Origin of the sequence: uncultured Rhodoblastus sp., assembly GCF_903903185.1 — a bacterium.
Classification (GTDB): Bacteria; Pseudomonadota; Alphaproteobacteria; order Rhizobiales; family Beijerinckiaceae; genus Rhodoblastus.
This window is the reverse complement of record NZ_CAIUXT010000059.1, coordinates 1-26,258: the sequence shown is the minus strand read 5'-3', so window position 1 is coordinate 26,258 and position 26,258 is coordinate 1. Positions and strand designations below refer to the sequence as shown.

Genomic DNA, 26,258 nt, shown 5'->3' with positions numbered 1-26,258 from the left:
CTGGTGCAAAGGCACGGCGACCGCAACGTCTGGCTCACCGCGCCGCCGATTCCGCTGACCACGCCGGAAATGGACGCGGTTTACGACCTGCCTTACGCACGGGCGGCGCATCCTTCCTACGGCAAAGATAAAATCCCGGCCTGGGAAATGATCCGCCATTTGGTGACGATCATGCGCGGCTGTTTTGGCGGCTGCTCCTTCTGCTCGATCACCGAACACGAAGGCCGCATCATCCAGAGCCGTTCGCAGCAATCGATCTTGAAGGAAATCGAGACCATCCGAGACAAGACGGAAGGGTTCACCGGCATTATTTCCGACATTGGCGGGCCGACCGCCAATATGTACCGCATGGCCTGCAAGGACCGCGAGACCGAGGCCGTTTGCCGGCGGCTGTCCTGCGTCTATCCCGACATCTGCAAGAATCTCGACACCAGCCACGAAGCCCTGATCCAGCTTTACCGGAAGGCGCGCGAGATCCCCGGCGTCAAGAAAGTCATGGTGGCCTCGGGCGTGCGCTACGATCTGGCGGTAAAGAGCCCTGCCTATATCCGCGAACTCGTCGCCCATCACGTCGGCGGCTATCTGAAGATCGCGCCCGAACATACCGAAGCCGGACCCTTGTCGAAAATGATGAAGCCGGGCATAGGCGCCTATGAGAAATTCAAGCAATTATTCGATGCGGCGGCGCGCGAGTCGAAGAAGGAATATTTCCTCATTCCTTATTTCATCGCCGCTCATCCGGGGACGACGGACGAGGACATGATGCAGCTGGCGCTCTGGCTCAAGCGCAACAAGTATCGCGCCGACCAGGTGCAAACCTTTTTGCCCTCGCCGATGGCGCTCGCCACGGCGATGTATCATTCGGGCTTCAATCCGCTGAAACCGGTGCGCCATGGCGCCTCGGAAAGGGTTGATGCCATCAAGGGCCTGCGCCAGCGCCGCCTGCACAAGGCTTTTCTGCGCTATCACGACGCGGAAAACTGGCCGCTGTTGCGCGAGGCTCTGAAAAGCATGGGCCGCGCCGACCTGATCGGGCCGGGCAAGCACCAGCTCGTGCCGAACTGGCAGCCGGCGGGAAGCGGCGGCAAGGGCGAGGGCCTGCGCCTTCGCCAGGGGCAAGGAAACGACAAGGCGCGAAAATTCCTGACCAAGGGCGTGATCGGGAAATGATTTGGCGCCCTTGCCGTCCCGCAAGCGCGAACAGGCGCCGGCGCGCTTGACGGTTCGGTCCCCGCTACCTACGTTCGCCTCACCTTCTTTCCCATCGACAGGGATTGTTTTTCCCTCACCTGCGAGGTTTTCATGTCCACGGTCAAAGTCACCGACGCGAGCTTCGAGGCCGATGTTCTGCAATCCGCCGAACCGGTCGTCGTCGACTTCTGGGCCGAATGGTGCGGCCCCTGCAAGATGATCGGCCCCTCGCTTGAGGAACTGGCCGGCGAATATGCGGGCAAGGTCAAGATCGTCAAGCTCAATGTCGATGAAAATCCTGCCGTCGCCGGCAAGCTCGGCATCCGCTCGATTCCGACCCTGTTGCTGTTCAAGGACGGCAAGGTGGCCTCGCAAAAAGTCGGCGCCGCGCCCAAGGGCGAATTGGCCAAATGGATCAACGCCGCGATCTGACACGCCGCATCGCTTTCTACGCGCACAGCAGCCGCCGCGATCACGGCGGCTGTTTTGTGTCGCCGGCCGCCGTTCACGCCCGCTTGACGACAAAACCGCCGCCGGCCTGGCAGGTCGGCATCAATTCGATTCGGTCGATATTGACATGCGGCGGCAGCGACACCAGCCAGGCGGCGGTCTCGGCGATGTCTTCCGGCGTCAGCGACTGGGTGCCGGCATAGACCGTGGCCGCCTTGGCCTCGTCGCCGCCGAAACGCACCTGTGAAAACTCCGAACCCGTGACCATGCCCGGCTCGATATTGGTCACGCGCACATTGAGTCCGGCGAGATCGGAGCGCAGATTGAGCGAGAATTGCAGCACGAAGGCTTTGGTGCCGCCATAGACATGGCCGCCGGGATAGGAATAGTCGCCGGCCACCGAACCGAGATTGAGAATCAGGCCGTCATTGCGCTCGACCATCTGCGGCAGCACGGCGCGGGTCAGATGGACGAGGCCGGTGACATTGGTGGCGATCATCCGGTCCCAATCGGCGAGCGAAGCCTCCCAGGCGGGGCCGAGGCCGAGCGCCAGTCCGGCATTATTGACCAGCACGTCGATCTGGCGCCATTCCTCGGGTAGCGAGGCCACGAATTCGGCGATGGCTTTCGTGTCGGTCATGTCGAGGGGCGTGGCGTAAAGGGCCGGGCCGAGTTCGTCGGCCAGCGCCTTGAGGCGCTCGACCCGCCGCCCGGTGGCGATGACGCGGTGGCCGTCGCCCACGAAGCGGCGGGCGAAGGCGGCGCCGAATCCGGACGTGGCGCCTGTGACGAGAATTGTTTTCATCGAAACCCCGGATCGATTGCGCCCAATTCAGAATTGGGCGTGGGAGCGCGCGCCAGAATTTTGGCGGGTCCGCGCGCGCGAATTATAGGCCGGAGAGCCGATGGACGGGTAGTCGAAAACTTGCCGGCTCAAAAGCCTGTTCGCTGAATTGAACCTTCGGTTCAGGCGAAGTGGAAGCTGGTTCCGCGAAGGAAAGGCTCAAAAAAGACTTAGCCGAACATCGCGGCGCCGGGGCAGGCGGCGCATCCCGGTCCGGCGCCTGCGCTGGCGCAGGAGGCGGCGTCACTTTCGCCACCCTTGGCGGGAGAAGCGATCAACGACAATTGCTGTTGGAGATCGACGCTTTCGCACGACGGGCAGGACGGCGTCTCGCCGGAGCGCACCAAAGTCTGAAAGGTCTCGCCGCATTTCGCACATCGATAGCCATAGATCGGCATGTTAAATCCTTGCACAGCATAACCGGGGATTCTGAGGTCTTGCCGGAGTTTGGGGCGGCCCAGGTTCCTGGAGCGGGCGATGAGAATCGAACTCACGACATACAGCTTGGGAAGCTGTCGTTCTGCCACTGAACTACGCCCGCTTGCTCCTCCTTCATAGCCGGAGCAAAGCCCGGCTTCAACGGGCGCCGCGAAAATGTTTCGACAGTTTCAACCCCTGCGCCTGATAATTCGATCCAAGGCCGGCGCCGTAAAGGTCGCGCGGAATCTGCGCCATCCTTTCATAGACCAGCCGCCCCACCGCCTGCCGGTCTTCGAGAATGAACGGCACGTCATGCGAGCGCACTTCCAGCACCGCACGCGCTCCGGCGCCGCCGGCCTCGCTCGCGCCGAAGCCGGGATCGAAAAAGCCGGCGTAATGCACCCGGAATTCGCCGACAAGGGCGTCGAAAGGCTTCATTTCCGCCGCATGGTCGGGCGGCACCAGCACTTCTTCCTTCGAGGCGAGAATATAGAATTCGCCGGGGTCGAGCACCAGTTCGCCGCGCCCGCCGGAAAAAACCGGCTCCCAGTAATCGGCGATTTCGCAGGCGTCGGACCTGTCTACGTCGATCAATCCGGTGTGGCGCTTGGCGCGATAGCCGATCAGACCGTCGTCGCCGAAACCGGACAGGTCGATGGAAATCGAGACGCCGCCGACGAAATCGGGGTTTTCCAGCGAAACCAGCCTTTGGCGCGCATGCAGCGCGGCGTGGGCGCTGTCGTCGAGCCGCGCATTGCCGCGACGAAAGCGGATCTGCGACAGGCGCGAGCCCGAGCGCGCCAGAATCGGAAAGGTGCGGGGCGAGATTTCGGCGAACAAAGGCCCCCGATAACCGGGTTCGACCGTGTCGAAGGCGCGGGCGCGGTCGGCGATGACGCGGGTGAAGACGTCGATGCGGCCGGTCGAGCTTTTCGGATTGGCGGCTGCGGCGATGTCGGCGGGCAAGGCGAGGCTTTCCGCCAGTTCCGCGACATAGACGCAGCCGGTCTCCAGCACGGCGCCGGGGCCAAGTTCGATTTCGTGCAGCGCGTGCCGCGCGATGGCCTCGGCCACCGATCGGGCGCCGGGCAGAAAACTCGCGCGCATCCGCCAGGCGCGACGGCCCAGCCGCAGATCGAGGCTCGCCGGTTGAATCTGGTTTTCCGCGAAGGGCCAGCCTGGTTTGATCGCGCCAGACTCGGCGAGGGCGGCGATCTGGTGGGCTGCGAAAATGCCTTGCTGTGCTTCGGTCGCCGCCTGAATCGCCACGAAAAAACCCCTTGAGCCGAAGGAAACGCTCGCGAAAATAGTTCTAAAGCGCGCGGCAATAAAGGTACAGCGCCCCATCGGGGCAATTCGCCTGGCGCGGATTTCGCATCCCGTCAGGGCCAGGCCCGCGTTGACCGGGCGCGGTTGCGGGCGTAGAAGCGCTTGTGGTCATTTGAGCCGGCCGGCTTGCCGCCACGCAGAAACAACGCGCTAAACAGGCCGGGCTTGCCTCGAATTTGGAGCGGCCCCGCGCTTTTTCGCTGCCGAAGGAGCGAAATTGGTTCTGGCGCCCGCGCTTGAGGATGCTGCATGACCGCCTATGACCGCCCCGCCATCGACGCCAGGACGCTCCGGCCCCGCACCCAAATGGTGCATGGCGGCGCCTCGCGTTCCGCTTTCGGCGAAACCTCCGAGGCTTTGTTCCTGACACAGGGCTTCGTCTACAACAGCGCCGAAGTCGCGGAAAAGCGCTTTCTCGGCGAGGACGAAGGGTTTCAATACAGCCGTTTCGGCAATCCCACCGTCGCCATGTTCGAGAACCGCATGGCGCTGCTCGAAGGCGCCGAAGCGGCGCGCGCGACCGCCACCGGCATGGCCGCCGTGACGGCGTCGCTGATGGGGCAAGTCAAGGCGGGCGATCATGTCGTCGCCTCGAGCGCCTTGTTCGGCTCCTGTCTCTATATTGTGCAGGACCTGCTGCCGCGTTTCGGCGTCGAAACCACCCTGGTCGATGGTTTCGATCTGGCGCAATGGCAGGCGGCGCTGCGGCCCAACACCAAAACCGCCTTTCTCGAAAGCCCGACCAATCCCGGCCTCGGCGTGCTCGACATCGCGGCCATCGCGGAAATCGTCCATGCGGTCGGCGCGACGCTGGTGGTGGATAATGTTTTCGCCACGCCGCTGTTGCAGAAGCCGCTCGAACTCGGCGCCGATTGCGTGGTCTATTCGGCGACCAAGCACATCGACGGGCAGGGGCGCTGCCTCGGCGGCGTCATTCTAGGCTCGCAGGCTTTTATCGATACAAATATTCACGTTTTCCTGCGCCAGACCGGCCCGGCGATGTCGCCCTTCAACGCCTGGGTGCTGCTCAAGGGGCTTGAGACCTTGCCGCTGCGCGTCGCCCAGCAACAGGCCAACGCTGAAAAGATCGCGGATTTTCTGGCCGGCGAGCCAAAAATCGCCCGCGTCTATTACCCGGGACGCAAGGATCACCCGCAATATGAATTGGCGCAAAAGCAGATGACGGGCGGATCGACCATGGTCGCCTTCGATGTCGCGGGCGGCAAGCCAGAGGCCTTCCGCATGGCCAATGCGTTCGAAATCATCAAGATTTCCAATAATCTCGGCGACGCCAAAAGTCTCGTGACCCATCCGGCGACGACCACCCACCAGCGCCTGACCGACGCGGCGCGGCTGGAAGCGGGGATCGGTCCCGGCATGTTGCGCCTGTCGGTCGGGCTGGAGGATGTCGAGGACCTGCTCGACGATCTGCGCCGGGGTCTGGCGGCGGTCTGACTCTTTTCTTACTGCGGAAAAGCGCAGGTTTTTCTGCTGGAAAACGATATCTCCCCGGGAGCTTCCGCATGCGTTCCGCTCTGTCGCCCGCTCTCGCCGCCGTCCTTTTATTGACCGGAATTTCTGCCGCCGGGGCTCAAAATTATCCCTACGAGATCGCCAAAGCGAATCCGGCGGCCATGGCGGCGTGGCGGCGCATCGTGCCGGCCGACTATCGCAAACAGGCCTGGATCGCCGCCCTCGAAGGCACGGCCGGGCCGTTGGAGCGGGTTTCGATGCGCGGAAAAGTATTCCTTTATGGCAAGACCTGCATTCCCCACGATTGCGGTGGCAATTTCGCCGCCTTTCTCATCGCCGTCGACGGGGCCGAAGCCTCGGGGCTGCTGGCGTCGCAAACGCTTGGCGTCGGCCATCGTTACTTCGGGGCGCCTGACGCGGAGGCTCGCGGCCTGCTGGAGCGGAAAATTCGGGAGTAGTGGTCCGCGAGGCCGCGACGGGACCGTTACGCGAGAACAAGGCGCTGAAGGGATCGATCGATCGTCTTCCCGGCGGCTCCGCCCGATAACGCTTTCCAGGCCGCGCCGCGCACGCGTTCTGTCTTAATTTCCTTGCATTATCGGTCAAGCTTTGAAGGTGAATTGCCTTGAAAAAGCGCTTATGGTTTCGCGCCGACGGCTCTCTTGGAGATCATCGATGAGCACACGCGGACTGGAGCAAGCCTTCCAACCGAAATCCCTGGCTCTGGTTGGCGCGAGCAGCCGGGTGGGATCGGCCGGCCGGGCGGTGCTCGACAATATCGTTTCGGCGGGTTTCGCCGGGGTGATTTATGTCGTCAATCCGCGCCACGAGGAAATCTCCGGCCGCAAGAGCTATGCGAGCCTGCGCGAACTGCCCGCGCCGCCCGATCTGGTCATCGTCATCTCGCCCAGGGAAAACGTCGCCGCCATCGTCAACGAAGCGGCCGATCTGAGCATTTCCTCGGTCATCGTCATGACCGACGATCCCAGCCCCGGCCCCGATTCGCTGTTCGCGCAATTGCGCGCCATCGCCTTAGCGCGCGGCATCCGTATTTTCGGACCCAATTGCCACGGCGTGGTGGCGCCGCGCGCCAGACTCAACGCCAGCCTCGCGGCGCAACCGGCGCTGCCGGGCGATCTCGCGGTGCTGTCGCAATCGGCGGCGGTGATGGGCGCGATCATCGCCTGGGGACACGCCAACCAGATCGGCTTTTCGGGTCTCGCCTCGCTCGGCCATCAGGCCGATATCGATCTCGACGATCTGCTCGATTATTTCGCCCTCGATTCGACGACCCGCGCCATCCTGCTCTATGTCGAGCAGATCGAGGACGCCAAGGGTTTCATGTCGGCGGCCCGCGCCGCGTCCCGGGTCAAACCGGTCATCGTGGTGCGGTCGGGCCGCCACGAGGCGTCGCGTCGCGCCGACACCCATGCCGGCAATCTGGCGACGACCGACGCTGTCTATGACGCCGCCTTCCGTCGCGCCGGCCTGCTGCGCGTGCCCGACATCGACGGCCTGTTCGACGCCGCCGAGGCGTTGGGCCGCCTGAAGCAATTTCCCGGAGACCGCCTCGCCATCCTCACCAACGGGCTTGGCGTCGGCTATCTGGCGATCGACCAGTTGCTCGATCTCGGCGGCCGGCTCGCCGACATCTCGCCGGCGACGCGCGACCAGCTGAAGCCGCTGTTGCTCGAGGGCTGGAGCGGCTCGGCGCCTCTGGACGTGTCGGGCGACGCCAGCCCGGAGCGATATGCCGAGGTCCTGTCTCTCCTCCTGCAGGACCGCGCCAACGATGCGGTGCTGGCGATGCATTCGCCTACCGTGCTGGTCGACAGCGTTGACGTCGCCCGGGCGACGGTCGAGGCCGTCAAGCGCTACCGCAAGGGGTCGATCAACGCCAAGCCGGTGTTCGCCGTCTGGTACGGGGCGAACGAGGAAGCCCGGCATATTTTCGAGGGCGCGCGCATTCCGCATTACGAACGCGGGGCAGTGGCGGGCTTTATGTATATGGTAAACTGGCGCAAGGCGCATGAGGCGCTGATGGCGGCGCCGCCGTCGCTGCCGGTGGATTTCGCGCCCAATACCGCCAAGGCCCGCGCCATCGTTCAGCAGGCGATCGCGCGCGGCCATCATTGGCTGGCGCCGGTGGAAATCACCGGCCTGCTCGAAGCCTACGACATTCCCATCGCTCCGGCGCGGCTGGCGCGCACGCCCGAGGAGGCGGCGGAAGTGGCGCGACTGGTGATCGGTCGTTACGGCGGCTGCGTGGTCAAGATCATGTCGCGCGACATCGTGCACAAATCCGATGTTGGCGGGGTTGTGCTCGATCTGCGTTCAGTCGAACATGTGGTCGAGGCGACGACGAAAATGCTCGAAAGGATGGCCATCGAGGCGCCCGACGCGCGGGTTGACGGCGTCACCATACATCCGATGGTGCGGCGGCCCAATGCGCGGGAACTGGTGATGGGCGTCACCGACGATCCCACTTTCGGCCCGGTGATCATTTTCGGACGCGGCGGCAAGGCGGTGGAGGTGATCAACGACAAGGCGCTGGCGCTGCCGCCGCTCGACCTCGCGCTCGCGCGGGGCCTGATCGAACAGACGCAAGTCGTGCGCGCCCTGCGCGATTACCGCGACGTGCCGGCCGCCGATCTCGACGCCATCGCGCTGCTGCTGGTGAAAATATCGCAGCTCTCCGCCGATATTCCGGAAATTCGCGAACTGGAGCTCAATCCGGTGCTGGCCGACGCCGCTGGCGTGGTGGTGGTGGATGCGCGCGTCGCCGTGGAGCCGTTCAGCGGACGCACCGTCTCGGGCGGCAATCCCCGCTTCGCCATCGCGCCTTATCCCAAGGCGCAGGAGCGCCGTACGACCCTGAAAAACGGCACGCCGGTGCAATTGCGTCCGGTGCGGCCCGAAGACGAGGAAATGTACAAGGTCTTTTTCCCCCGAGTGTCGCCGGAGGACATCAGGCTGCGCTTCTTCGCGCCGGTGAAGGAATTCACCCACGCCTTCATCGCGCGTCTGATCCAGATCGATTACGCCCGCTCTTTCGTCTGCGTCGCGGTGGAGGAGGAGACCGGCCTGATGCTTGGCGTGGTGCGGCTCATGCTCGACGCCAACCGCGAGCATGGCGAATATGCGATTCTGCTGCGCTCCGACCTGAAAGGTCAGGGGCTAGGCTGGAAACTGATGAAATACATGATCGAATTCGCCCGCGAGGAGGGAATCAAGGAGGTCGAGGGGCAGGTCATGAACGAAAACGGCCCGATGCTGTCGATGTGCCAGGCGCTTGGATTCCGCATCGTCGACGATCCGCAGGAACATGGCGTCAAGAAAGTGATTCTCGACCTCGCCAATCCGCCGACCGAGGCCGAGAGCAAGCCATAACCGTGTCCCGTCGATTCCTGAATCTGAACAGGTGTTTGAGCGATGATCGAAAATTACGATATTTCCGCGCTATGGCCGGGGAGAACGCGAGGCAAACGAATCGCACGTCTTGTCTCGTCGATCGACGCTTATGAGCTCGTTTTGAAAAGCTCGATCTCTTTTACGAATTATGACGGTTTATCTGCCGATAAAAAAGATTTGGTGCTTCTCTGGTTGAGCGATGCAAGAGATAAAGCGAATCGTGGTCATGTTGATGCCGGATGGAAACTATTTCTTGCACTTAAGAGCGAGGTTATTCTATTTTTAGAAGAAAATGAAGTTGAAGCATCTGTGATCGCATTGCGGTCTGAAGCGAACCATAAATTGTCAGGATGGCGGAGAGAAGCCGTAAATAAATTATTGGATCTACCAAAAACGGGTGCAGATGTAAGGTACAATCTGCGCGCAGCTACTGAAATATTAAATGAACATTTCCATAATGAGGCTTATAAAGATAATTTGCGGAAGATCACGACTGCGCAGCTAGTTTTATGCATGGTTGGGGCTTTGGTCGCGCTGTACCTTATGCTCTATTTTTGTGGTGTCGATATATTAAGAACTTCTGGGCCAGACAAATTCGATCTGGATTTTTTAATATTTATTGCTATTTGCGGTTTTCTTGGAGCAACTATTAGCGCTGTGACCGATTTTGCGAATCAAAAGGGGTCTTTCCGAATTCCGGAATTGGTTGCTTCCTGGCAGGTGACTGCTCTACGTCTATGCATGGGCGCCGTTTCGGCGGTGGTGGCGTTGTTTGTGGCGGCGGGCGGAATTTTCTCTGTCAAAAACAGTTATGCGATGGTGGTAGTTGCTTTGGCTTCGGGACTGTCCGAAAAACTCGTTCTGAATCTTGTTCGTTCCTATGCAACGGAAGACGAGCCGAAAAAGCCATGATTTAGCAAAGTTCTCAGATCTCTTGGCGATCCGATCCGATGGGATCAGAGGGCTCCAGTTTCTTTTTTTACGCATTTTATTCGCTGGCGCGGACCTTCGGTTCGCGCGATCAGGATTTCATTTAGCTGGAAAACGCACTAAAGGCACAGGCAATAGGGTCACCCGCCGACCGTATCGACATTATAAACGTCGTCGCGGAAATGCACGGTGCCGTCGGCGGAGGCCCAGCCGGTCATGTAGACCCAGATCACCGGTACGACTTTCGGCAGCTTGACGTCTTCGCGCGCGCCAGCGGCGATACGGCTCTGGATGGCGTCCCGCGTCCATTCGCCGGAAGGCGCGCCGGGCGCGCCGCGCAAAAGCCAGGCGGCAAGGTCATAGACGCCTTCGACGCGCACGCAGCCATGCGACAGGAAGCGGTAATCATTGGCGAACAGATTGCGCGACGGCGTGTCGTGCATGTAGACCGCGTCGGGATTGGGCATGGCGATGCGGATCAGGCCGAGCGAATTGCCGGCGCCCGAATCCTGCCGCAGCGTGAAATTGCCCGCCTTGGCGGAATTCCAGTCGATGGCGTGCGGATTGATTTCGGCGCCATGGCTGTCAAGGATTTTGATCCGCGCGCGCGACAGATAATTGGGCTGCTTGCGCATTTTCGGAATGATCTCGTTCTTGATGATCGATTCCGGCACGGTCCAGGTCGGATTGAGATTGACCGCAACGATTTTCGCCGAAATCTGCGGCGACTGGTGTTCGGGGCCGCCGACGATGGCGGCATAGCGCCGGGCGACGACGCCGTTTTCGATGGCGTCCACGGCGGTCGAGGGCAGGTTCACCGCCACATATTTGTCGGCGAAGGTGAAATTCATTCCCGCCAGCCGCTGCGCGCTGGAGGCCAATTGCTTGAAACGCACATTGGCGGAAATGTTGATGGCGCGCAAAGTCGCGCCGGCGACGACGCCGGTCTGCTTCAGGCCGTTGCGAAACTGGAAACGCTTCACCGCCGTGGTCAGCGCCGGGCTCCAGGCGGCGCCGGCGCCTTCCGCGCCGGTCAGGTCGCCCTCGACCGCCAGCCGGCGGCGCAAGGCGACGACGCCCGGACCCTTGGCGCCGGGCGAAAGCGCGCCCGGAACGACCGGCCAGCCGCCGGCGTCGACGATATTGGCGTAGCGTTCGGAGGCCTTGGCGGTGGCGAAAAAGGTTTCGGGCTGCAGAACCGGCGTCGGATCGTCGGAAAGCGCCATTTCCCGCGGCGGCGGGGCCGGCTTGGGCTTGGGCTTGGGCTTCGGCTTGGGTTGCAGCGCGGGCGCCCCGTCTGCGGTCGAAGGCGCGGCCCCGGCGGTCGAGGGCGCGTCCCCCGTCGGCGCGACCGGTTCGGGGACCGCCGGCGCAGCGGGAGCCTGCGCCGCCGGCGTTGCTGCGGGAGCGGGTGTGGCGGCGGCAGGAGCAGCTGGCGCTGGCGCTGCGGTCGGCGGCGGGAGCAGCGGCTGGCTTTCGATCCGCTGGGGCGAGAGCGGGCTCTGCGCGAGCGCGGCGACAGGTCCGGCGCAAAATCCCGCAGCCGCCAGAAATCCAATCCAGTTTTTCGCGCGCGTCATGATCAAGGCTTCTCCCAACCGTCGCCGCTCAAAGGGGAGCGACCGAACAATAACGAAACCCGGAGGTCACGACCTCGCGTTTCGGTCAGGCGCGCAGGCGCCAGATAGCCCCAACGCCAGGCGGGCGTCTTCCGACGTCATTCAGGCCGCGCAAGGGTTCCACATTCGCGAAAGATCGCGATGATGGAAATTTGCTATAAGACTGAAGCGCCGCCGCTTGCCAAGCTTCTCCGCCGGGTTTTTGCGTCGCGCAGCGTCAATTCCGCTTTTGTGTGGCCTTTTTACGGCTCCGGCGCGGGCCGCGCTCAAGCCTTTCTTGAACATGACGGAAATTTCATCCGCCGTCGTCTTTGCATCCTCGCGGGCGCCGCCCATATTCCGTTGGTCCGGCCCTCGAACGATGGGCCGTTCGCCGCAGAGGAAGTGCGCCATGTCACCCGAAGAACGCCAGTTGCTCTCCGATCTGTTTGAACGCGTGCGCGGCCAGGCCAATGCGCCCCGCGATCGCGACGCCGAAAATTTCATCGCCGAAGCCGTGCGCGCGCAACCTTATGCGCCCTATCTGCTTTCTCAGGCGGTGATCGTGCAGGAACAGGCTTTGCAGGCCGCCGAAAAGAAATTGCAGGATTTGCAGGCGCAGGTCGGGCAGTTGCAGGGCCAACTCCACGCGCAATCGCAGGCCCAGGCGGAGCGTCCAAGCTCCGGCGGATTTCTTGGCGGCCTGTTCGGCGGTGGCGCGCCCGCGCCGCGTCCGGCGCCGCAGCCCGCTCCCAATCCTTGGGGCGCTCCCCCGCAGCAACCGGCCTATGCGCCGCCGCCGCCTCCGGGCGGTCCCTGGGGCCAAGCCCCCGGTCAACCGGCCCAGGCTCAGGGCGGCTTTGGCTCCGCGCCGCAGCCCCAGGGCGGCGGCTTTCTCAAAGGCGCGCTTGGCGCAGCGGCGGGCGTCGCCGGCGGCATGCTGCTCGCCAATTCGATCGGCAGTCTGTTGGGTGGCGGCCACGCCAACGCGGCTTCGGGACTTGGCGGGGCTTCGGGACTTGGCGGCGCTGCAGGACTTGGCGGGGCCGCGGGACTTGGCGGCGCAAGCGGACTTGGCGGCGCCGGGACGGGCGGCGGCGAGACGATCATCAATAATTACTATGACGACCGCCGCCCGGGCGACAATTCCGACGACTATTCCGACGACGCCCAGGATGTGTCCGACGACGATTATTCCGGCGGCGACGACGATTTCGGCAGCGACGTCTGACCGGATCTCCCCAACGCCCCGCCCGACGTCACCCGGCGGGGCGAATCATCTCTTGGCGGAAAAAATCTTTCGCCTCACGCGAAAAAGCCGCGAAAAGCCAATCGGGGCTTGCTTGCGGCAGGTAAATCGGGCATAGCACCGGCTCGATTTTCCGGCTGAGGGAGCACCCCGGCCAATGCTCCCGGGGTTTACCATGAAAGTCCGCAACTCTCTCAAATCGCTGCGCGGTCGCCATCGCGACAACCAGCTGGTCCGCCGCAAGGGCCGCGTCTACATCATCAACAAGACGCAGAAGCGCTACAAGGCCCGCCAGGGCTGAAACCTCGCTATTCAACATGAAAACCCCGGCCATGCCGGGGTTTTTGTTTTTGGGGCAAGCGCTATGATGCCGCCGCGCGCCGCGCGTTTTTCCCGGATTTCGTCATGATGCCGCAAGACGATCCTTTCAACCTCCGCCGTTTCGTCGAGGCGCAGGCCAGGACAATGGACGCCGTGCGCCGCGAATTGCGCGCCGGGCGCAAAAATAGCCATTGGATGTGGTTCGTCTTTCCGCAATTCACCGGGCTCGGCTTTTCGCCGACCGCCGATTTTTATGCGATCCATTCGCTGGCGGAGGCGCGGGCCTTTCTCGCCCATCCTGTTCTCGGCGCGCGATTGCGCGAATGCGCCGATCTGGTCAACGCCTGCGAATCGCGCGACCTGATGCGGATTTTCGGCGATCCCGACTGGCTGAAATTTCGCTCCTGCATGACCTTGTTTGCCATGGTCGCGCCGTCGGAGGCGGCCTTTGCAGTCGCCTTGCGAGAATTTTGCGGCGGCGAGAGCGACCCTCTGACGCTCGCTCGCCTTTCTCCGCTGTTGGCGGCGGAGCGAAAATCGGACTAGATTGTTGTATGCGCGGATTTCGCTTATTGCATTTTCTGGTTTTCGCCGGCCTTGTTCTGCTTTCGGGTCCGTTTTGCGCGCGCGCCGACGCGCCGGCGCCGCCAAAGCAGGCGGCTCCTTCGGATGCGCCGCCCCGGGCCAAAATCATAGACGATCTGTTCGCTAGGCTGGCTCAGGCGCCGGATGCGGAGAGCGCTCAACCGATCCGCGCTCTTATCGAACGGGTCTGGGCGCGCCGGGGCTCGGCGACCGCCGACCTGCTGATGGCCCGCGCCGAAAGCGCGCTGAAAAGCGGGCTGGAGGCGCCGGCGACGGCGCTGCTCGACCGCATTGTCGCGCTCTATCCGGATTGGTCGCTCGGCTGGCGGCGCCGGGCGCAATCGGCGGCGGCGCACGGCGATGGCGAGGGGGCGATGCGCGACCTCGACCGCGCCCTGCGGGAGGAGCCGCGCGATTTTCTGGCCATGGTCGAACTGGCCGAGCTTTTGCGTGAGAAACGGCAGGACGGGCCGGCGCTCGACCTGATGCGCCGCGCCCTCGCGCTCGACCCGCGCAACGATGCGTTGCGCGAGGAAACCGAGGCATTGCAGCGCCAGGTCGAAGGCCGGGAAATCTAGGGTATCGTTCCGAAAAGTTGCGGACTTTTCGGAAGAAGAAAATGCGATTGAACAGAAATTTAGAGCGTTTTCAGGGACTACGAAACATGAAAACGCTCTAGACAGCGACGCTGTGGCGGGCGGCTCGGGCGGGAAGATAGGCGTCGAAGGCGCTGGCGACGAGGCGCAGGAACGGACGACCTGCTTCGGTGATGGTGACCCGCCTCCCCTCTTGGGTCGCAACGCCCTCCTGGATCAAGTGCGCCAAATCCGGCTGGGCGGCGTCGAAAGCCGTGTCGTCGCCTAACCATTCCGCGGCGATCTCGCCGTAATCAACGCTGAAATCGCACATCAGCCGCTCGATCACCGTGGCGCGCGCGAGGTCGTCGCGCGAGAAAACCGCGCCCTTGACCGTGGCGAATTTTCCCGCTTCGATGGCCCGCCGCCAGGAAGCGACGTCGGCGGCGTTCTGAACATAGCCCTGCGGCAGGCGGCCGATCGACGAGGCGCCGAACGGCAGCAGCGCATCGGCCAGATCGGTGGTGTAGCCCTGAAAATTGCGCCGCAGCCGACCGTCGCGCGCGAGCACGGCAAGACGGTCGTCCGGCATGGCGAAATGATCGAGGCCGATGGCGGTAAAGCCAAGATCGGTCAGCGTTTTCCGCGCGATGTTAGCCTGTTTGAGACGCTCGGCGGCGGCGGGCAAAGCGGCGGAATCGATCAGACTCTGCCTTTTGGCGAACCAGGGCGCATGGGCGTAGCCGAACAGGGCGAGCCGGCTCGGCTTGAGCGAGGCGGCGAGCTCGGCGGTGCGGACCACATCCTCTTCGCGCTGATAGGGCAGGCCATACATCAGATCGAGATTGATCGCGGCGAAGCCGCGCCGCCGCAGAAGATCAACCACCCGCGCCACCGTCTCGAAGGACTGGACGCGGCCAATGGCCTCTTGCACATGCGGGTTGAAATCCTGCACCCCGAGACTGACGCGGGTGACGCCCGCAACGGCCAGGGAGTCGATCATTTCGCTATCGACATGGCGCGGGTCGAGTTCGATCGAGACTTCGGCGTCGGGCGCGAAGGCGAAGCGGCTGCGCAGGGCGTCGGTCAGGGCGAGCAGGCGCGGGCCGCCCAAAAGGCTCGGCGTGCCGCCGCCCCAATGGGCGTGAACGACGGTGCGCGCCGGCGTTTGACGCGCCGCCATATCTATCTCTCGGGAAAGCAATTCCGCATAGGCCTTGAGCGGTTCGTCCTTGCGCGTCGCCTTGGTGTGGCAACCGCAATAGGTGCATAGCTCCCGGCAATAGGGAACATGAAGATAAAGCGACAGGCGCGTCGTCACCGGCAGGGAGGCGAGCCAACCCTGGTAGGTTTCCGGGCCGACGCCGGCGGAGAAATGCGGCGCGGTCGGATAGCTCGTATAACGAGGGACCGACTTTTCCGCGAGAACAAGATTGGAAGAGAGCACGCTCATTATCCACCCCTAACATGGACACCCACGCGCCACTTTGACGCGAATCAAACTCCGGCGCAATTCGCCGAAAGGCGCCGCAATGCAAACCGCCGTTCCGGGCGTCTGGCCGCCAATTGCCAGACCGGGATTTTTGGACCAAACAGTCATGCCGGAATTTTGCGAAAGTCAATCCATGTCCTCAGCCGCCGTTCCAGATCGTCCCCAAGTCGCTCATCTGCCGGCAGAGCATCCCCCAGTCGCTTCCGGCCGGATCGGCGTGCTGCTGGTCAATCTGGGCACGCCCGAGGGGACCGGCTATTGGCCGATGAGGAGCTATCTGCGCGAGTTCCTTTCCGACCCCCGTGTGATCGAGGCGCCGCGCGCGCTGTGGCTGCCGCTGCTGCATCTGGCCATCCTGACCACGCGGCCGTCGCGCAAGGGCCGCGATTACCAGAAAATATGGAATGTCGAGCGCGATGAGGGGCCGTTGAAAACCATTACCAGATCGCAGAGCGAGAAGCTCGGCGGCTGGATCGTTGCGGGCGGCCTCGGCGACGCCGGCGGCGCCATCGTCGTCGACTGGGCCATGCGCTATGGCCGGCCATCAATGGCGTCGCGGATAAAGGCCCTGCAGGAGCAGGGCTGCGACCGGTTGCTGGTGGCGCCGCTCTATCCGCAATATTGCGCGGCGACCAGCGCCACGGTAGCCGACCGCGCCTTCGACACACTGAAGAAAATGCGCTGGCAGCCGACCTTGCGCATCGCCGCGCCTTTTTACGACCAGCCGGCCTATATCGCCGCTGTCGCCGCAAGCTTGCGCGACGGACTCGCGAAACTGGATTTCGAACCGGAAAAGATTCTCGTCTCCTGGCATGGAATCCCCAAGGATTATCTCGACAAGGGCGATCCCTATTATTGCCAGTGCGCCAAGACCACGAGGTTGCTCGGCGACGCGACCGGCCTGTCGGACAAGTTCGTCATGACTTTCCAGTCGCGCCTCGGACCCAAGGAATGGCTGCAGCCCTATACGCTGGAGACGGTGAAAGGCCTGGCCGCGCAGGGGACGAAAAACATCGCCCTGATCGCGCCGGGCTTTTTCGCCGATTGTCTGGAGACGCTCGAGGAGCTCGACGGCGAGAACCGCGAGGCTTTTCTTGACGACGGCGGCGAGAATTTCGCGCTGATCCCCTGTCTTAACGACAGCAGGGAAGCGCTCGACGTCCTCGCCGACCTGTTGCGCCGGGAGCTGGCCGGATGGATATGAGCGCCTGTTGCGTGGTGACGACCACGACCGACCGGGAATCCGTCGCCGAAAAAATCGCCCAGGCGCTGCTGGAAAAAAGGCTCGCGGCCTGCGTGCAGGTCCACCAGGTCAACAGCCGCTATGTCTGGAAGGGCGCCATCGAGCGCGCCGACGAGTGGTCGCTGTCGATCAAGGCGCGCGCCGCGGACTTCGACGAAATCGCCGCTACGATCCGCGCACTTCACACATATGAGACGCCGGAAATCATCGCTCTGCCGATCCTCGCCGGGGATGCGGCCTATCTCGAATGGCTGGCGCAGGCGGTGGCCCGGGCAAAAGGTTGAAACGTCCCGGTCCGCAAGAGCGATCCGCTCCATTAGAATCTGGAATGGGCGTCAACCCGCTCCGAGCCGCGCTCGGCAGTTCGTGGAACGCAAAAAATCAGTCAATTGCGAAGATGTCGCGTTCCCTTGTTTCGGGCATCAGCAGCACTCCGACGACGAAAGTCATCAGCGCGACGCCGATCGGATACCACAGGCCGAAATAAATATTGCCCTTGGCGGCGACCATCGCGAAGGCCAGCGGCGGCAGGAAGCCGCCGAACCAGCCATTGCCGATGTGATAGGGAAGCGAGACCGCGGTGCAGCGGATGCGGGTCGGGAAAAGTTCGACCAGTTGCGCCGCGATCGGTCCATAGGCCATGGCGACGAGTACGATCAGCGCCGTCAGCAGGCCCAGAACCATCGGCTTGTCGATTTGCGCGGGATCGGCGCGCAACGGATAGCCGGCGGCGACAATCGCCGAAGTCAGCTCCGCTTCGAACGCCGCGCGCTTTTGCAAAAAGTCTTCGCGCGAAAGGTCGGACCCTTCGAAAGACTTGATTTCCTTGCCACCTATCGCGATTCGTGCGAGCGCCCCCGCCGGGGCGGTCTCGTTCGAATAATTTACTGCGGCGTTGGCGAGCACGTTTTTCGCCAGATCGCAGGAACTGCGAAATTCGGCGTCTTCGATCGGATCGAACTGGAATGCGCAGCGCGCCGGATCGGCGATCACCCTGACCGGCGCCGTGGCTTCGGCCCGCGCCAGAGCCGGATTTGCGGCGATGGTGAGCGCCTTGAAAATCGGGAAATAGAGCAGGGCGGCCAGCAGGCAGCCGCCCAGAATCACCGGCTTGCGGCCAATGCGATCCGACAGCCAGCCAAACAGCACGAAAAACGGCGCGCCAAGGATGAGAGCGCCGGCCACCAGCAGGTTGGCGACATTATGGTCCACCTTGAGCGTCTGGGTCAGGAAGAACAGGGCGTAAAACTGGCCCGTGTACCAGACCACGGCCTGACCCGCCGTGCCGCCGAACAAGGCGATGAGCGCGATCCGGGCGGTGCTCCATCGGCCGAAGGTTTCGATCACCGGCTGGCGGGAGCCCCGCCCGTAGGACTTCATCTGGCGGAAGGCGACGGATTCGCTCAGGCGCAGCCGCATCCAGATCGAGGCCGCGAGCAGGAAGAAGGAAAAGAGGAAGGGGAGGCGCCAGCCATAGTTTTCGAATGCCTCATCTCCGATTGCCGACCTGATTCCGAGAATGACGGCAAGGGAAAGCAGCAGGCCCAGGCTCGCCGTCGTCTGAATCCACGACGTATAATAACCCCGCCTGCGCTGCGGGGCATGTTCGCCGACATAAACGGCTGCGCCGGTATATTCGCCGCCGAGCGCCAGGCCCTGGATCATGCGCAGCAGCACCAGAAGAATCGGGGCCGCAAAGCCAATGGCGTTGAAATTGGGCAACAGGCCCACCAAAAATGTCGAGGCGCCCATGATTATGATGGTAAGCAGGAAGGAATATCTGCGCCCGAACAGGTCGCCAAGCCGTCCGAAAATCAGGGCGCCGAAGGGACGCGCGGCAAAGCCGGCGGCGAAGGCCAAAAGAGCAAAAATATAGGCTGCCGTCGGGTTGATGTTGGAGAAAAAATTCCTGGCGATGATCGAGGCCATGGAGCCGTAAACGAAGAAATCATACCACTCGACGATTGTGCCCGCCGATGAGGCGAAGATGACCCGTTTTTCCTGCGATGTCATCGGTCGGCTTTGGCTTTCCGGCGACGTCAGAGCGGCCTCGGTCATTTGCCAATTCTCCAGCGTTGAAATTGATCTGTCGCGCGCCGAGTCCGAACTTCCGGAGGCCGGTTTGAGCGAAAATCGACCGACACATGGATGAACAGCGCTGAGGGGCCATTTGCCGGAAACGGCGAAGTGCAGTCCGCAACATGTTTCGCCGAGGGCGTTGGCGACAGGGCGGGCTGCGAGGCTCGTGCGCCGGCATGGTTCAATCGCAGTGGGCGCAACCGCCTCATGGATCGTCGCGCTTCATATTGGCAAAGTCGTTCAAAAGCCAGACATGAACCCGATTGCAACTGTCTTTCAGAACGTCGAGCGCAAACAACGCGGCAAGAAGCAGTCCGGACAGCATCATCCAGAGATCGCCATTCGCCAAACCGAGAATGATAGTCGCCAGACCGACCGTCAGACACAATAAACGGATCGGAAGCGGGGCAAAATTACGATTTGCGAAGGATTGCGTGACCTGCCCGGAACTCGCCTTTCGTTCCGCGCGCGTCGGCATTCTGTCGAGCGCCGAGCATCCTCGGAGCAGCCAGGCATAGGCCGCCCGGTCGACAAACCAAGCGCTCGCCAGAGCTGCAACAAGAACAACCACAGTCGAGAGGGCGAGCGTTCCCGCTTCCAACCGGCCCGAGGCCGATAGGGTCGGGCCCCAAAATCCAATCGCCGGCAGGAAAAAAATCGTTATCAGGACGAGCGGCAGATGGGCGCGCCATTGGGTCCAAACCACAATTCTTCTATGCTGATCCACGGGAACACTATAGCCTTTCCCCTTTATCCCGAAAGGATAGAAAAGTTGTTCTTCTTTCCCATGCCCAAACCAAAGAGAGCCGCGATCCGCAATCATGGCCGTTGCAATCCTGTCTTGTATCAGCCTTGTTCAAAAAGCTTATTTCAATCGACATTCGTCCGGAGGACGACTCCAGATAATTTAATTTTGCGCTCGTCCGTAGCGATTTTCAAGTCGAAAAGCGGCTCGCCGGATGACCCCGCTTCGGGAGGCGGCCAATCCCCGTGAAGGGCCGATGAGCAACCTGTCTCGTCAAAGACCGCCGATCCGCTATCGCGCTGCTTGCTCGGCCTGAAGCTTCTTCTCCCACTCGAAAGCCTGCCGAACGATTTCGTCGAGATTATCATGGACCGGCGTCCAGCCGAGAATTTCGCGCGCCTTGTCATTTGCGGCGACGATCGCCGCCGGATCGCCCGGGCGCCGGCCTGAAATCCTGACGCCGAAATCGACGTCGGTGACGCGTTTCACCGTCTCGATCACTTCCAGTACCGAATAGCCGCGCGCATAACCGCAATTGCAGGTGAGATTGCCGCCCCCGGCGCGCAGATGCCGCAACGCGGCCATGTGGGCGCGCGCGAGATCGGTGACCTGGATGTAATCGCGCAGGCAGGAGCCGTCGGGAGTCGGATAATCGGTCCCGAATACTTCCATGTCCGGCCTCAGCCCGAGAGCGGCCTGCACGGCCACCTTGATGAGATGGGTGGCGTTGGGGAAGGACTGGCCGCTCCGGCCTGCCGGATCGGCCCCGGCGACATTGAAATAGCGCAGCACGACATAATGCAGGTCATGGGCGAAGGCGGCGTCCTCCAGCATCCATTCGACCATCAGTTTCGAGCGGCCGTAAGGTGACACCGGCTTCAGGCTTTCGTCCTCGGAAACCGGGTTTTGCTCTGGCTCGCCATAGACCGCGGCGGTGGATGAGAAAATGAAATGCCTGACCTTTTCCGCGACCGCACAGGCGAGCAGGCTGCGGGCGGAGGCGGTATTGTTGAGATAATAGAGCAGCGGGTCGGCGACCGATTCCGGCACGACGATTTTCGCCGCGAAATGGACGATGGCCTCGACCTCACGGCGGCGTATCAGTTCACTGACAAGGGTCTCGTCTCCGAAATCTCCGACCACCAGTTCGGCCGCGTCCGGCACGGCGGCGCGACGTCCGGTCGAAAGATTGTCTAGCACGACGACTTTTTCGCCGGCTTCCAGCAGTTCCAGGACCATATGCGAGCCGATATAGCCGGCGCCGCCGGTGACGAGAACGGTCATGTCGTTGTTTCCCTGCCTTGCGGCGCGCCTCCTCGGCGATTTTTCCAAGTAGCGGCGGGTTTTAATGCACAATGGAGCTTTTGCGAAGCTCTAAGAGTCTGTCCGGGAAGTTCATTTTTCTAAACAGAGTTTTCGCACCATCAGGCGGATCGATGCTAGGCGGATGAAAGCCAGTGCGTTTCGTGTCAGGTTTTCGAAGTCCTTGGCCAGCCTGCGGCATCTTCCGAGCCACGCGAAAGTCCGCTCGACAACCCATCTGCGCGGGATGACTTCGAAGCCCTTCGCGTTATCGGAGCGCTTGACGATCTCCGTTACAAGGTGCGGCAAAATCTTCTTTTGGGCCGACCTGAACTTTGGTCCCTGGTAGCCGCCGTCGGCGAAGAGCTTGGACAAAAACGGATGCAATCCGAACAGGGTCGCCAGCACCAATTTGCCCCCGTCGCGATCCTGAATATCGGCGGGATGCACGACCGCGTGCAGCAGCAAACCTACCGTATCGACGAGGATATGGCGCTTCTTGCCCTTGATCTTTTTCCCCGCGTCGTAGCCGTTCGGGTCGATGCAAGCCCCCCTTTTTCCGAGCTTTTCACGCTCTGGCTGTCGATGACGCAGGCTGTCGGACTGGCTTCGCGCCCCATCGCCTCGCGGCACTTCACATAGAGCGTATGATGAATACGATTGAGCGTGCCGTCCCACGTCCACAGATCGAAATAGTCGAACAGCGTGCTGCGCGGCGGCAAGTCCTTCGGAACATAGCGCCATTGGCAGCCCGTGCTCAGCACATACATCAGGCCGTTGACGACTTCACGCACGTCGACGCTGCGCTTGCGCCCGCCGCGCTTGGCCGGCGGAATCAACGACGCGACATGCTCCCATTCGGCGTCGGTGAGGTCGCTGGGATAACGCAACTTGTCGCGGTCGTATTTCGCCCGGTTCTCGCTAGTCCACATCGGCAGCCCCTCCCGAATCAGGCTGCTTTCCATGAATCACAAACGACTCGTGCGATTCAACTTCTTTTCGGACGGACACTTAATGATTATGTCGAATCGAAGCACGCGCCGCTGCCGACGTGCGGCGCGGTTTCGTCAAAGAGGTGCGCCGCGCGAATTTCTTCAGCCAATCAATTCCGACTCGCTCAAAGAGGCTATCGGCGAAGCTATCGCCTTGAACCGAACGCCGGTCGTCGAACTCGATGGCGCCTGCGCAAAAAATGGCGGTTCACTTTTGAAGATTTTTGATTTCCGTCAGCATCGCTCGCGCACCCTCATTCGTTGGGTCTAGAGCTATGACTTTCTGAAGCTCTCCAATTGCCAGCTTAAACTTGCGTTGGTTCGCATAGGAGGCAGCCAAATTATAGTGCCCATTCGAGAAGTTCGGGTCAACCGCAATCGATTTCCGGTAAAATAATTCAGCTTTGCTCCAGTTCTGCTGCTGATCCGCTACTACGCCAAGGCTATAGTAGCCCTTCGGGTCCTTCGGCCGAAGAGCGACAAATTTGGTAAAGGCCCGGGTAGCTCGATCGAGATCGCCAAGGCCGGCATAACCGTTTCCCAAATTGATATAGCCAAGCGGAAACTCATGATCCGCATCTGTAGCCTTTTTTGCCCAATTCACCTCCTCGGTGAAATTTCCGAGCTTCCCATAGCAGCCAGCGATCGAGTTTGACGTCGGCGCGACGCCGATGCCTAACGTTCCCAGATCCAGCAACTTTTTGTATTTCTCAATCGCCGCCTCGTAGTCCTTGTGCTCATCCAGATAAAAAGCTTGTTCAAGTAACGGGTAAATCCTTGGGTCTCTGGTCGCCGCAATCCAGTCGAACTCTCGCCCTGGCATCATCGCGTCGGACAGCCCCGGGGACCCGCGTTGAGTGTTTTGAGCGCCGGCTGAGATGGCCGCCATTCCTGTCGCGAGAACCGCGATCAAAATCATCGCCCGCCACTGTCTGGGCGCCTGAAGGTTGTGTCGTGTGGCCTCGTCTGGTTGAAAGGGCAGATTTTCCATCAAATTCTCCAGCCTGGATAATAAGCAAAGCCGCCCTTCCCAACGCCGCGACTTGCGGCGGCAATTGTTTCCGCCGTCTGGAAATCAGGTTATTCGAAATGGGGGAACGCTCAAATAGCGGAAAAACTCCCGGCGGCATCGAGGCCTCTGGGCTGCCGAGAATTTATTTCGAGGAAGTGTAAGGCCGGCTTCACGATGCTCGCATTGCTTGGTCTTAGCGCAGTTCGTTGGCGAAAGCCGGATTTGGGATCATCACAAAAGTCTTGATGGACATTGGCCAGGTCGTGCTCGTCGTATCGATTGGTCTGAAAACGATGGCGCAAATCACATGTTAAATTGACCGGGATTAGGATTTGGCCTCAATCCAGCGAAGGTCCGGCTTTGGCTAAAGACACGGGTGCATCCGGCCAGCGCCGAAATGCCGGCATTGGCGCGAAGCCGTCGGCCATGTGTCGTTTCAAGGGGCCGTTTTCACTGGCGATCCCTCCGCTTCCCAATCATAGCCTCGAGCGGGAGAGCGTCGCGTTTGGAGCGAAACGCGTCGCGGAGCCACCGCGCGCCGCAGGGCGCAGCAACCGCATCATGCGTGCCCGACCAGATCATCCATTTCAGGATGGCCGCAGTTCGCCGACTTGCACGGGATACGCAGCCTGCAGCCGAGGCCAGCGCGGCGACAAGCCGCAAGGACCAGAGGGGGATCTTGCGGATTTTCAAGCGATACGGCGGTCCCAGCACATCGGCGGCTAGTATCCCGATCTGCCGGAAGGAGAAGATGTCCGGACCTCCGACCTGATGCTCCCGCCCGGCTTTCGTGGGGTCGTCGATACAGTCGGCGATAAAGGCGGCGACGTCGCTCCCGTCGACCGGGTTGATCAGGTGGGAACCGTCTCCCAGGACGGTCATTTGTCCATTCGAGAGCACCGAGTCGAACGCCCGATTGGTCAGGTCGCTGAAATAGGCGGTCGGCCGGATGACGGTGAAGGCGGCGCCTGCCTCGCGGCAGGCCGCGCCAATCGTATCGACGGCAACTTCTTTTGCATCGCTGAACGCGGTGAGGCTACGGGACGCCCGTCCTTCGAAGGTTGCGACCAGGATCACATGGGAGGCCCCCGCGCGCAGGGCGGCGCATCCGAAGCGGATATTCGCATCGCGATCAATCGCCCAGAAATCGTCGCTTGCATTGACATGCAAGTTCGACGAGGCCATGCAAGAGATCGCGACATCCGCGCCAAAAAGGGCCTCGGCCCAAGAGTCATGGCGCGCGGCGTCGACAAAGGCGAGCCCGGCCCCGAGCGCTGACAATCGGCGCTGATTCTCGTCGCTGGAGCGATCCCTCAGGAGGGCGACAACCGGCAGGGAACGCGCGCGCAACGCCGCCACGACCCGACTGCCCAGGTAGCCGGTCGCACCGGCAACGCAGATCAGGCCGCGCGTCACCCGAGATAAACCTTCAGATGTCGAAGCGAATAGAGCGGCAGCAAAGGAAACAGGATCGGCGTCTTTCCCGCGTAAGCCCGATAGGCCGCGCCGGCGCCGTAGCGCTCGTCTTGCTTCAGTTCGAGGCGGCGGCTGGAGCCAAGCATCACCAATTCGATGCATAGGAAGCCAAGGCCGCCAAGCACCCATCCGAGTAGGCCGTGGTAAGCCGACATGGCCGAAATCCAGACCCCGAACCAGAACACCATCTCGCCGAAATAATTGGGAAAGCGCACCACGCGAAAAAGGCCGGCTTCGTAGAAAGACGTTGGGTTTTGCTTCTTGAAACGCGATTTCCGCCTGTCCGCACAAGCCTCGACGCCCAGTCGAGCCGCCATCAGCGCAACGCCGACGGGAGCCGACGGCAAAGCCAGCCCGGCTGCCTGCGCTGACATCGTGAGCAGGGCAGGCAGGAACATGAGGACATAGAGAACCGAAACGCCGAGCCAGATGGCGCCCTTCATCGGGCCGCTCACCTTGGCGCCACGCGCGGCGTTTTCCGCCTTGATCGTCTGGAACGAGGCGGTCCGCTCCCGCAAAACGAGGAACGAACCCAGCCTCAGCCCATAGCCCAGAAGGAGCGCGGACTGGGCCAGCGCCCAGCCTCGAAGGGTATCGCGGTAGACAAGCGGGAGAGCGACCGCCTGTGCGGCGATCGAGGCTGCATAGCCAAGGCTCACGAAATACTCGACCCGCTTGAACCCAACCGCTGACAGGAGAAGGCAAAGCGCCAGGCACAGGACGGGATATTGCCACGGCAGCGCCAGCAGTCCGGTAGAGGCGTCTGGAAACGGCGGCATTGCATGATCCTGGGGTCAAGGCGGGCCAAAGGAGCTGCGGGCGGTCTCTCGCCCACGGAACCGGCGGAGGTTCACCGGCGCAATGCTTGCGGCGCCAGGTCGGGGAGTTGGGGGGCCAATTGCTGGACAGATCGGCGGAAACTTCGCCAGCTAGGCGTTGCCAGGTCTCGCGGCGATCCTTCTGCAGCCATAGCTGGGACGCAATCGAAACCCTTGGCTCGCGCCACGCGCCCTGACGTTTTGAGCGTGGCTGGCGTCAGGTATCGGATAGGCGCGCTTTTCTGGCAAGCCGAATTTCTCGTCGGCCAATGCGTTGCGCTCCTTCGACGATGATAAAGTCATGATGGCCCTAGCAGCTCAAGTGCAGCGAGGAGTCGCTGCGCTCGCCGCTGTCATCAGGGGAATTAGGCGTCATTTTCTCCACGTCATGACGATCATCGCCAGAAAGACTGGCTGCAATTGAATCAAGCGGATGGGAAAATTCCGCCGGCGCCGCGCTCTGCTCGGGAGGGGTCTTGACTAGGAGGCGGCTAAAATCCTTTTCGAATTGATTCCAATACATGCGCGTTTCCTGTCTTGAACGTCAGCCAATTTAATCGGCGGTCCCGTGAAGGGGCAGATACGGGATCTACTCATCCCGGTGTCCAAAAGCCTTGGGGATAGATGGGGATGGTCAACTTGACGAATTTTGGCCTCAATCCAGCGAAGGTCCGTTTTCGGCCGAAGACACTGGTTCGTTCGGCCAACGCCATATTTCCGGTT

General features: G+C 61.9%; 24 protein-coding genes, 1 tRNA gene, 1 pseudogene and 1 riboswitch. Of the genes and pseudogenes, 12 read left to right on the top strand and 14 right to left on the bottom strand.

Going from position 1 to position 26,258, the window contains the following annotated elements:
• Positions 1-1,170, top strand: a 1,170-nt coding sequence (locus QZY01_RS04805) for a DUF3362 domain-containing protein (RefSeq protein ID WP_294534036.1), incomplete at its 5' end; no start/stop codon positions are given.
• Positions 1,171-1,302: 132 nt separating this feature from the next.
• Positions 1,303-1,623, top strand: a complete 321-nt coding sequence (gene trxA / locus QZY01_RS04800) for a thioredoxin (protein WP_294534033.1) — start codon at positions 1,303-1,305, stop codon at positions 1,621-1,623.
• Positions 1,624-1,696: 73 nt separating this feature from the next.
• Here the strand turns inward: trxA and QZY01_RS04795 are convergent, their stop codons facing one another.
• The 4 genes from QZY01_RS04795 to QZY01_RS04780 form a co-directional block, all read right to left on the bottom strand.
• Complete coding sequence (locus QZY01_RS04795; protein ID WP_294534031.1) at positions 1,697-2,446, bottom strand: SDR family oxidoreductase; 750 nt, start codon at positions 2,444-2,446, stop codon at positions 1,697-1,699.
• Positions 2,447-2,655: 209 nt separating this feature from the next.
• On the bottom strand, positions 2,656-2,883 hold the full coding sequence (locus QZY01_RS04790) for a zinc ribbon domain-containing protein (RefSeq protein WP_294534028.1): 228 nt from the start codon (positions 2,881-2,883) through the stop codon (positions 2,656-2,658).
• A gap of 68 nt (positions 2,884-2,951) precedes the next feature.
• Positions 2,952-3,026, bottom strand: a tRNA-Gly gene (locus QZY01_RS04785).
• A 35-nt stretch (positions 3,027-3,061) separates the two neighbouring features.
• Entirely contained in the window at positions 3,062-4,168 is a 1,107-nt protein-coding gene (locus QZY01_RS04780) for a 2'-deoxycytidine 5'-triphosphate deaminase (RefSeq protein WP_294534045.1), read from the bottom strand.
• A 160-nt stretch (positions 4,169-4,328) separates the two neighbouring features.
• Positions 4,329-4,409: riboswitch (SAM riboswitch) on the top strand.
• A gap of 74 nt (positions 4,410-4,483) precedes the next feature.
• Between QZY01_RS04780 and QZY01_RS04775 the strand changes: the two genes are divergently transcribed.
• The 4 genes from QZY01_RS04775 to QZY01_RS04760 all read left to right on the top strand — a co-directional run bounded on the left by QZY01_RS04775 (position 4,484) and on the right by QZY01_RS04760 (position 10,030).
• Complete coding sequence (locus QZY01_RS04775) at positions 4,484-5,689, top strand: O-succinylhomoserine sulfhydrylase (RefSeq protein ID WP_294534025.1); 1,206 nt, start codon at positions 4,484-4,486, stop codon at positions 5,687-5,689.
• 68 nt (positions 5,690-5,757) lie between these two features.
• Positions 5,758-6,165: an Ivy family c-type lysozyme inhibitor gene (locus tag QZY01_RS04770; RefSeq protein ID WP_294534022.1), complete on the top strand. Its 408-nt coding sequence runs from the start codon at positions 5,758-5,760 to the stop codon at positions 6,163-6,165.
• Between the two features lie 217 nt (positions 6,166-6,382).
• Complete coding sequence (locus QZY01_RS04765) at positions 6,383-9,097, top strand: bifunctional acetate--CoA ligase family protein/GNAT family N-acetyltransferase (RefSeq protein WP_294534019.1); 2,715 nt, start codon at positions 6,383-6,385, stop codon at positions 9,095-9,097.
• 42 nt (positions 9,098-9,139) lie between these two features.
• Positions 9,140-10,030, top strand: a complete 891-nt coding sequence (locus QZY01_RS04760; protein ID WP_294534017.1) for a hypothetical protein — start codon at positions 9,140-9,142, stop codon at positions 10,028-10,030.
• 158 nt (positions 10,031-10,188) lie between these two features.
• Here QZY01_RS04760 and QZY01_RS04755 read toward each other — a convergent pair whose 3' ends face one another.
• Positions 10,189-11,628: a L,D-transpeptidase family protein gene (locus tag QZY01_RS04755; RefSeq protein WP_294534014.1), complete on the bottom strand. Its 1,440-nt coding sequence runs from the start codon at positions 11,626-11,628 to the stop codon at positions 10,189-10,191.
• 430 nt (positions 11,629-12,058) lie between these two features.
• Here QZY01_RS04755 and QZY01_RS04750 point away from each other — a divergent pair, with 430 nt between their 5' ends.
• The 4 genes from QZY01_RS04750 to QZY01_RS04735 all read left to right on the top strand — a co-directional run bounded on the left by QZY01_RS04750 (position 12,059) and on the right by QZY01_RS04735 (position 14,379).
• Entirely contained in the window at positions 12,059-12,877 is an 819-nt protein-coding gene (locus QZY01_RS04750; RefSeq protein ID WP_294534011.1) for a DUF2076 domain-containing protein, read from the top strand.
• Between the two features lie 193 nt (positions 12,878-13,070).
• Entirely contained in the window at positions 13,071-13,196 is a 126-nt protein-coding gene (ykgO, locus tag QZY01_RS04745) for a type B 50S ribosomal protein L36 (protein ID WP_012590802.1), read from the top strand.
• Positions 13,197-13,303: 107 nt separating this feature from the next.
• Positions 13,304-13,762 (top strand): DUF1810 domain-containing protein, encoded by a 459-nt coding sequence (locus QZY01_RS04740; RefSeq protein WP_294534042.1) that lies wholly within the window; start codon positions 13,304-13,306, stop codon positions 13,760-13,762.
• A gap of 26 nt (positions 13,763-13,788) precedes the next feature.
• Positions 13,789-14,379 carry a hypothetical protein gene (locus QZY01_RS04735; RefSeq protein ID WP_294533999.1) on the top strand — a complete coding sequence of 197 codons (591 nt, stop codon included), beginning with the start codon at positions 13,789-13,791 and terminating at the stop codon, positions 14,377-14,379.
• A gap of 97 nt (positions 14,380-14,476) precedes the next feature.
• Here QZY01_RS04735 and hemN read toward each other — a convergent pair whose 3' ends face one another.
• A complete protein-coding gene (gene hemN / locus QZY01_RS04730) occupies positions 14,477-15,829 on the bottom strand; it encodes an oxygen-independent coproporphyrinogen III oxidase (RefSeq protein ID WP_342394875.1) in 1,353 nt (450 codons plus the stop codon).
• A 172-nt stretch (positions 15,830-16,001) separates the two neighbouring features.
• Here hemN and hemH point away from each other — a divergent pair, with 172 nt between their 5' ends.
• Positions 16,002-17,072, top strand: coding sequence for a ferrochelatase (gene hemH, locus QZY01_RS04725; protein WP_294533995.1), 1,071 nt, complete (start codon positions 16,002-16,004; stop codon positions 17,070-17,072).
• The gene (gene cutA / locus QZY01_RS04720; RefSeq protein WP_294533992.1) at positions 17,063-17,395 is read left to right on the top strand and encodes a divalent-cation tolerance protein CutA; all 333 of its coding nucleotides are present in this window, start codon (positions 17,063-17,065) and stop codon (positions 17,393-17,395) included. Before hemH ends, cutA begins: the two co-directional genes overlap by 10 nt.
• 97 nt (positions 17,396-17,492) lie before the next feature.
• Here cutA and QZY01_RS04715 read toward each other — a convergent pair whose 3' ends face one another.
• The 8 genes and pseudogenes from QZY01_RS04715 to QZY01_RS04680 form a co-directional block, all read right to left on the bottom strand.
• Entirely contained in the window at positions 17,493-19,169 is a 1,677-nt protein-coding gene (locus QZY01_RS04715) for an MFS transporter (protein WP_294533989.1), read from the bottom strand.
• Between the two features lie 226 nt (positions 19,170-19,395).
• Positions 19,396-20,013 (bottom strand): hypothetical protein, encoded by a 618-nt coding sequence (locus QZY01_RS04710; protein ID WP_294533987.1) that lies wholly within the window; start codon positions 20,011-20,013, stop codon positions 19,396-19,398.
• Positions 20,014-20,226: 213 nt separating this feature from the next.
• Positions 20,227-21,219, bottom strand: a complete 993-nt coding sequence (gene galE, locus QZY01_RS04705) for a UDP-glucose 4-epimerase GalE (protein WP_294533984.1) — start codon at positions 21,217-21,219, stop codon at positions 20,227-20,229.
• A gap of 111 nt (positions 21,220-21,330) precedes the next feature.
• A pseudogene (locus QZY01_RS04700) lies at positions 21,331-22,169 on the bottom strand (IS5 family transposase).
• A 268-nt stretch (positions 22,170-22,437) separates the two neighbouring features.
• Positions 22,438-23,220, bottom strand: coding sequence for a tetratricopeptide repeat protein (locus QZY01_RS04695; RefSeq protein ID WP_294533981.1), 783 nt, complete (start codon positions 23,218-23,220; stop codon positions 22,438-22,440).
• Positions 23,221-23,691: 471 nt separating this feature from the next.
• Positions 23,692-24,657 carry an NmrA family NAD(P)-binding protein gene (locus tag QZY01_RS04690; RefSeq protein ID WP_294533980.1) on the bottom strand — a complete coding sequence of 322 codons (966 nt, stop codon included), beginning with the start codon at positions 24,655-24,657 and terminating at the stop codon, positions 23,692-23,694.
• Entirely contained in the window at positions 24,654-25,496 is an 843-nt protein-coding gene (locus tag QZY01_RS04685; protein WP_294533977.1) for a DUF1295 domain-containing protein, read from the bottom strand. Before QZY01_RS04685 ends, QZY01_RS04690 begins: the two co-directional genes overlap by 4 nt.
• 349 nt (positions 25,497-25,845) lie before the next feature.
• Positions 25,846-26,058: a hypothetical protein gene (locus QZY01_RS04680; protein WP_294533975.1), complete on the bottom strand. Its 213-nt coding sequence runs from the start codon at positions 26,056-26,058 to the stop codon at positions 25,846-25,848.
• Between the last annotated feature and the right edge of the window lie 200 nt (positions 26,059-26,258).

Bases quoted from the DNA above. Each gene is read 5' to 3' on its own strand.
- trxA (WP_294534033.1), top strand. From the start codon at position 1,303: ATGTCCACGGTCAAAGTCACCGACGCGAGCTTCGAGGCCGATGTTCTG.
- QZY01_RS04795 (WP_294534031.1), bottom strand. From the start codon at position 2,446: ATGAAAACAATTCTCGTCACAGGCGCCACGTCCGGATTCGGCGCCGCC.
- QZY01_RS04790 (WP_294534028.1), bottom strand. From the start codon at position 2,883: ATGCCGATCTATGGCTATCGATGTGCGAAATGCGGCGAGACCTTTCAG.
- QZY01_RS04775 (WP_294534025.1), top strand. From the start codon at position 4,484: ATGACCGCCTATGACCGCCCCGCCATCGACGCCAGGACGCTCCGGCCC.
- QZY01_RS04770 (WP_294534022.1), top strand. From the start codon at position 5,758: ATGCGTTCCGCTCTGTCGCCCGCTCTCGCCGCCGTCCTTTTATTGACC.
- QZY01_RS04765 (WP_294534019.1), top strand. From the start codon at position 6,383: ATGAGCACACGCGGACTGGAGCAAGCCTTCCAACCGAAATCCCTGGCT.
- QZY01_RS04760 (WP_294534017.1), top strand. From the start codon at position 9,140: ATGATCGAAAATTACGATATTTCCGCGCTATGGCCGGGGAGAACGCGA.
- QZY01_RS04755 (WP_294534014.1), bottom strand. From the start codon at position 11,628: ATGACGCGCGCGAAAAACTGGATTGGATTTCTGGCGGCTGCGGGATTT.
- QZY01_RS04750 (WP_294534011.1), top strand. From the start codon at position 12,059: ATGTCACCCGAAGAACGCCAGTTGCTCTCCGATCTGTTTGAACGCGTG.
- ykgO (WP_012590802.1), top strand. From the start codon at position 13,071: ATGAAAGTCCGCAACTCTCTCAAATCGCTGCGCGGTCGCCATCGCGAC.
- QZY01_RS04740 (WP_294534042.1), top strand. From the start codon at position 13,304: ATGCCGCAAGACGATCCTTTCAACCTCCGCCGTTTCGTCGAGGCGCAG.
- hemN (WP_342394875.1), bottom strand. From the start codon at position 15,829: ATGAGCGTGCTCTCTTCCAATCTTGTTCTCGCGGAAAAGTCGGTCCCT.
- hemH (WP_294533995.1), top strand. From the start codon at position 16,002: ATGTCCTCAGCCGCCGTTCCAGATCGTCCCCAAGTCGCTCATCTGCCG.
- cutA (WP_294533992.1), top strand. From the start codon at position 17,063: ATGGATATGAGCGCCTGTTGCGTGGTGACGACCACGACCGACCGGGAA.
- QZY01_RS04715 (WP_294533989.1), bottom strand. From the start codon at position 19,169: ATGACCGAGGCCGCTCTGACGTCGCCGGAAAGCCAAAGCCGACCGATG.
- QZY01_RS04710 (WP_294533987.1), bottom strand. From the start codon at position 20,013: ATGATTGCGGATCGCGGCTCTCTTTGGTTTGGGCATGGGAAAGAAGAA.
- galE (WP_294533984.1), bottom strand. From the start codon at position 21,219: ATGACCGTTCTCGTCACCGGCGGCGCCGGCTATATCGGCTCGCATATG.
- QZY01_RS04695 (WP_294533981.1), bottom strand. From the start codon at position 23,220: ATGGAAAATCTGCCCTTTCAACCAGACGAGGCCACACGACACAACCTT.
- QZY01_RS04685 (WP_294533977.1), bottom strand. From the start codon at position 25,496: ATGCCGCCGTTTCCAGACGCCTCTACCGGACTGCTGGCGCTGCCGTGG.
- QZY01_RS04680 (WP_294533975.1), bottom strand. From the start codon at position 26,058: ATGTATTGGAATCAATTCGAAAAGGATTTTAGCCGCCTCCTAGTCAAG.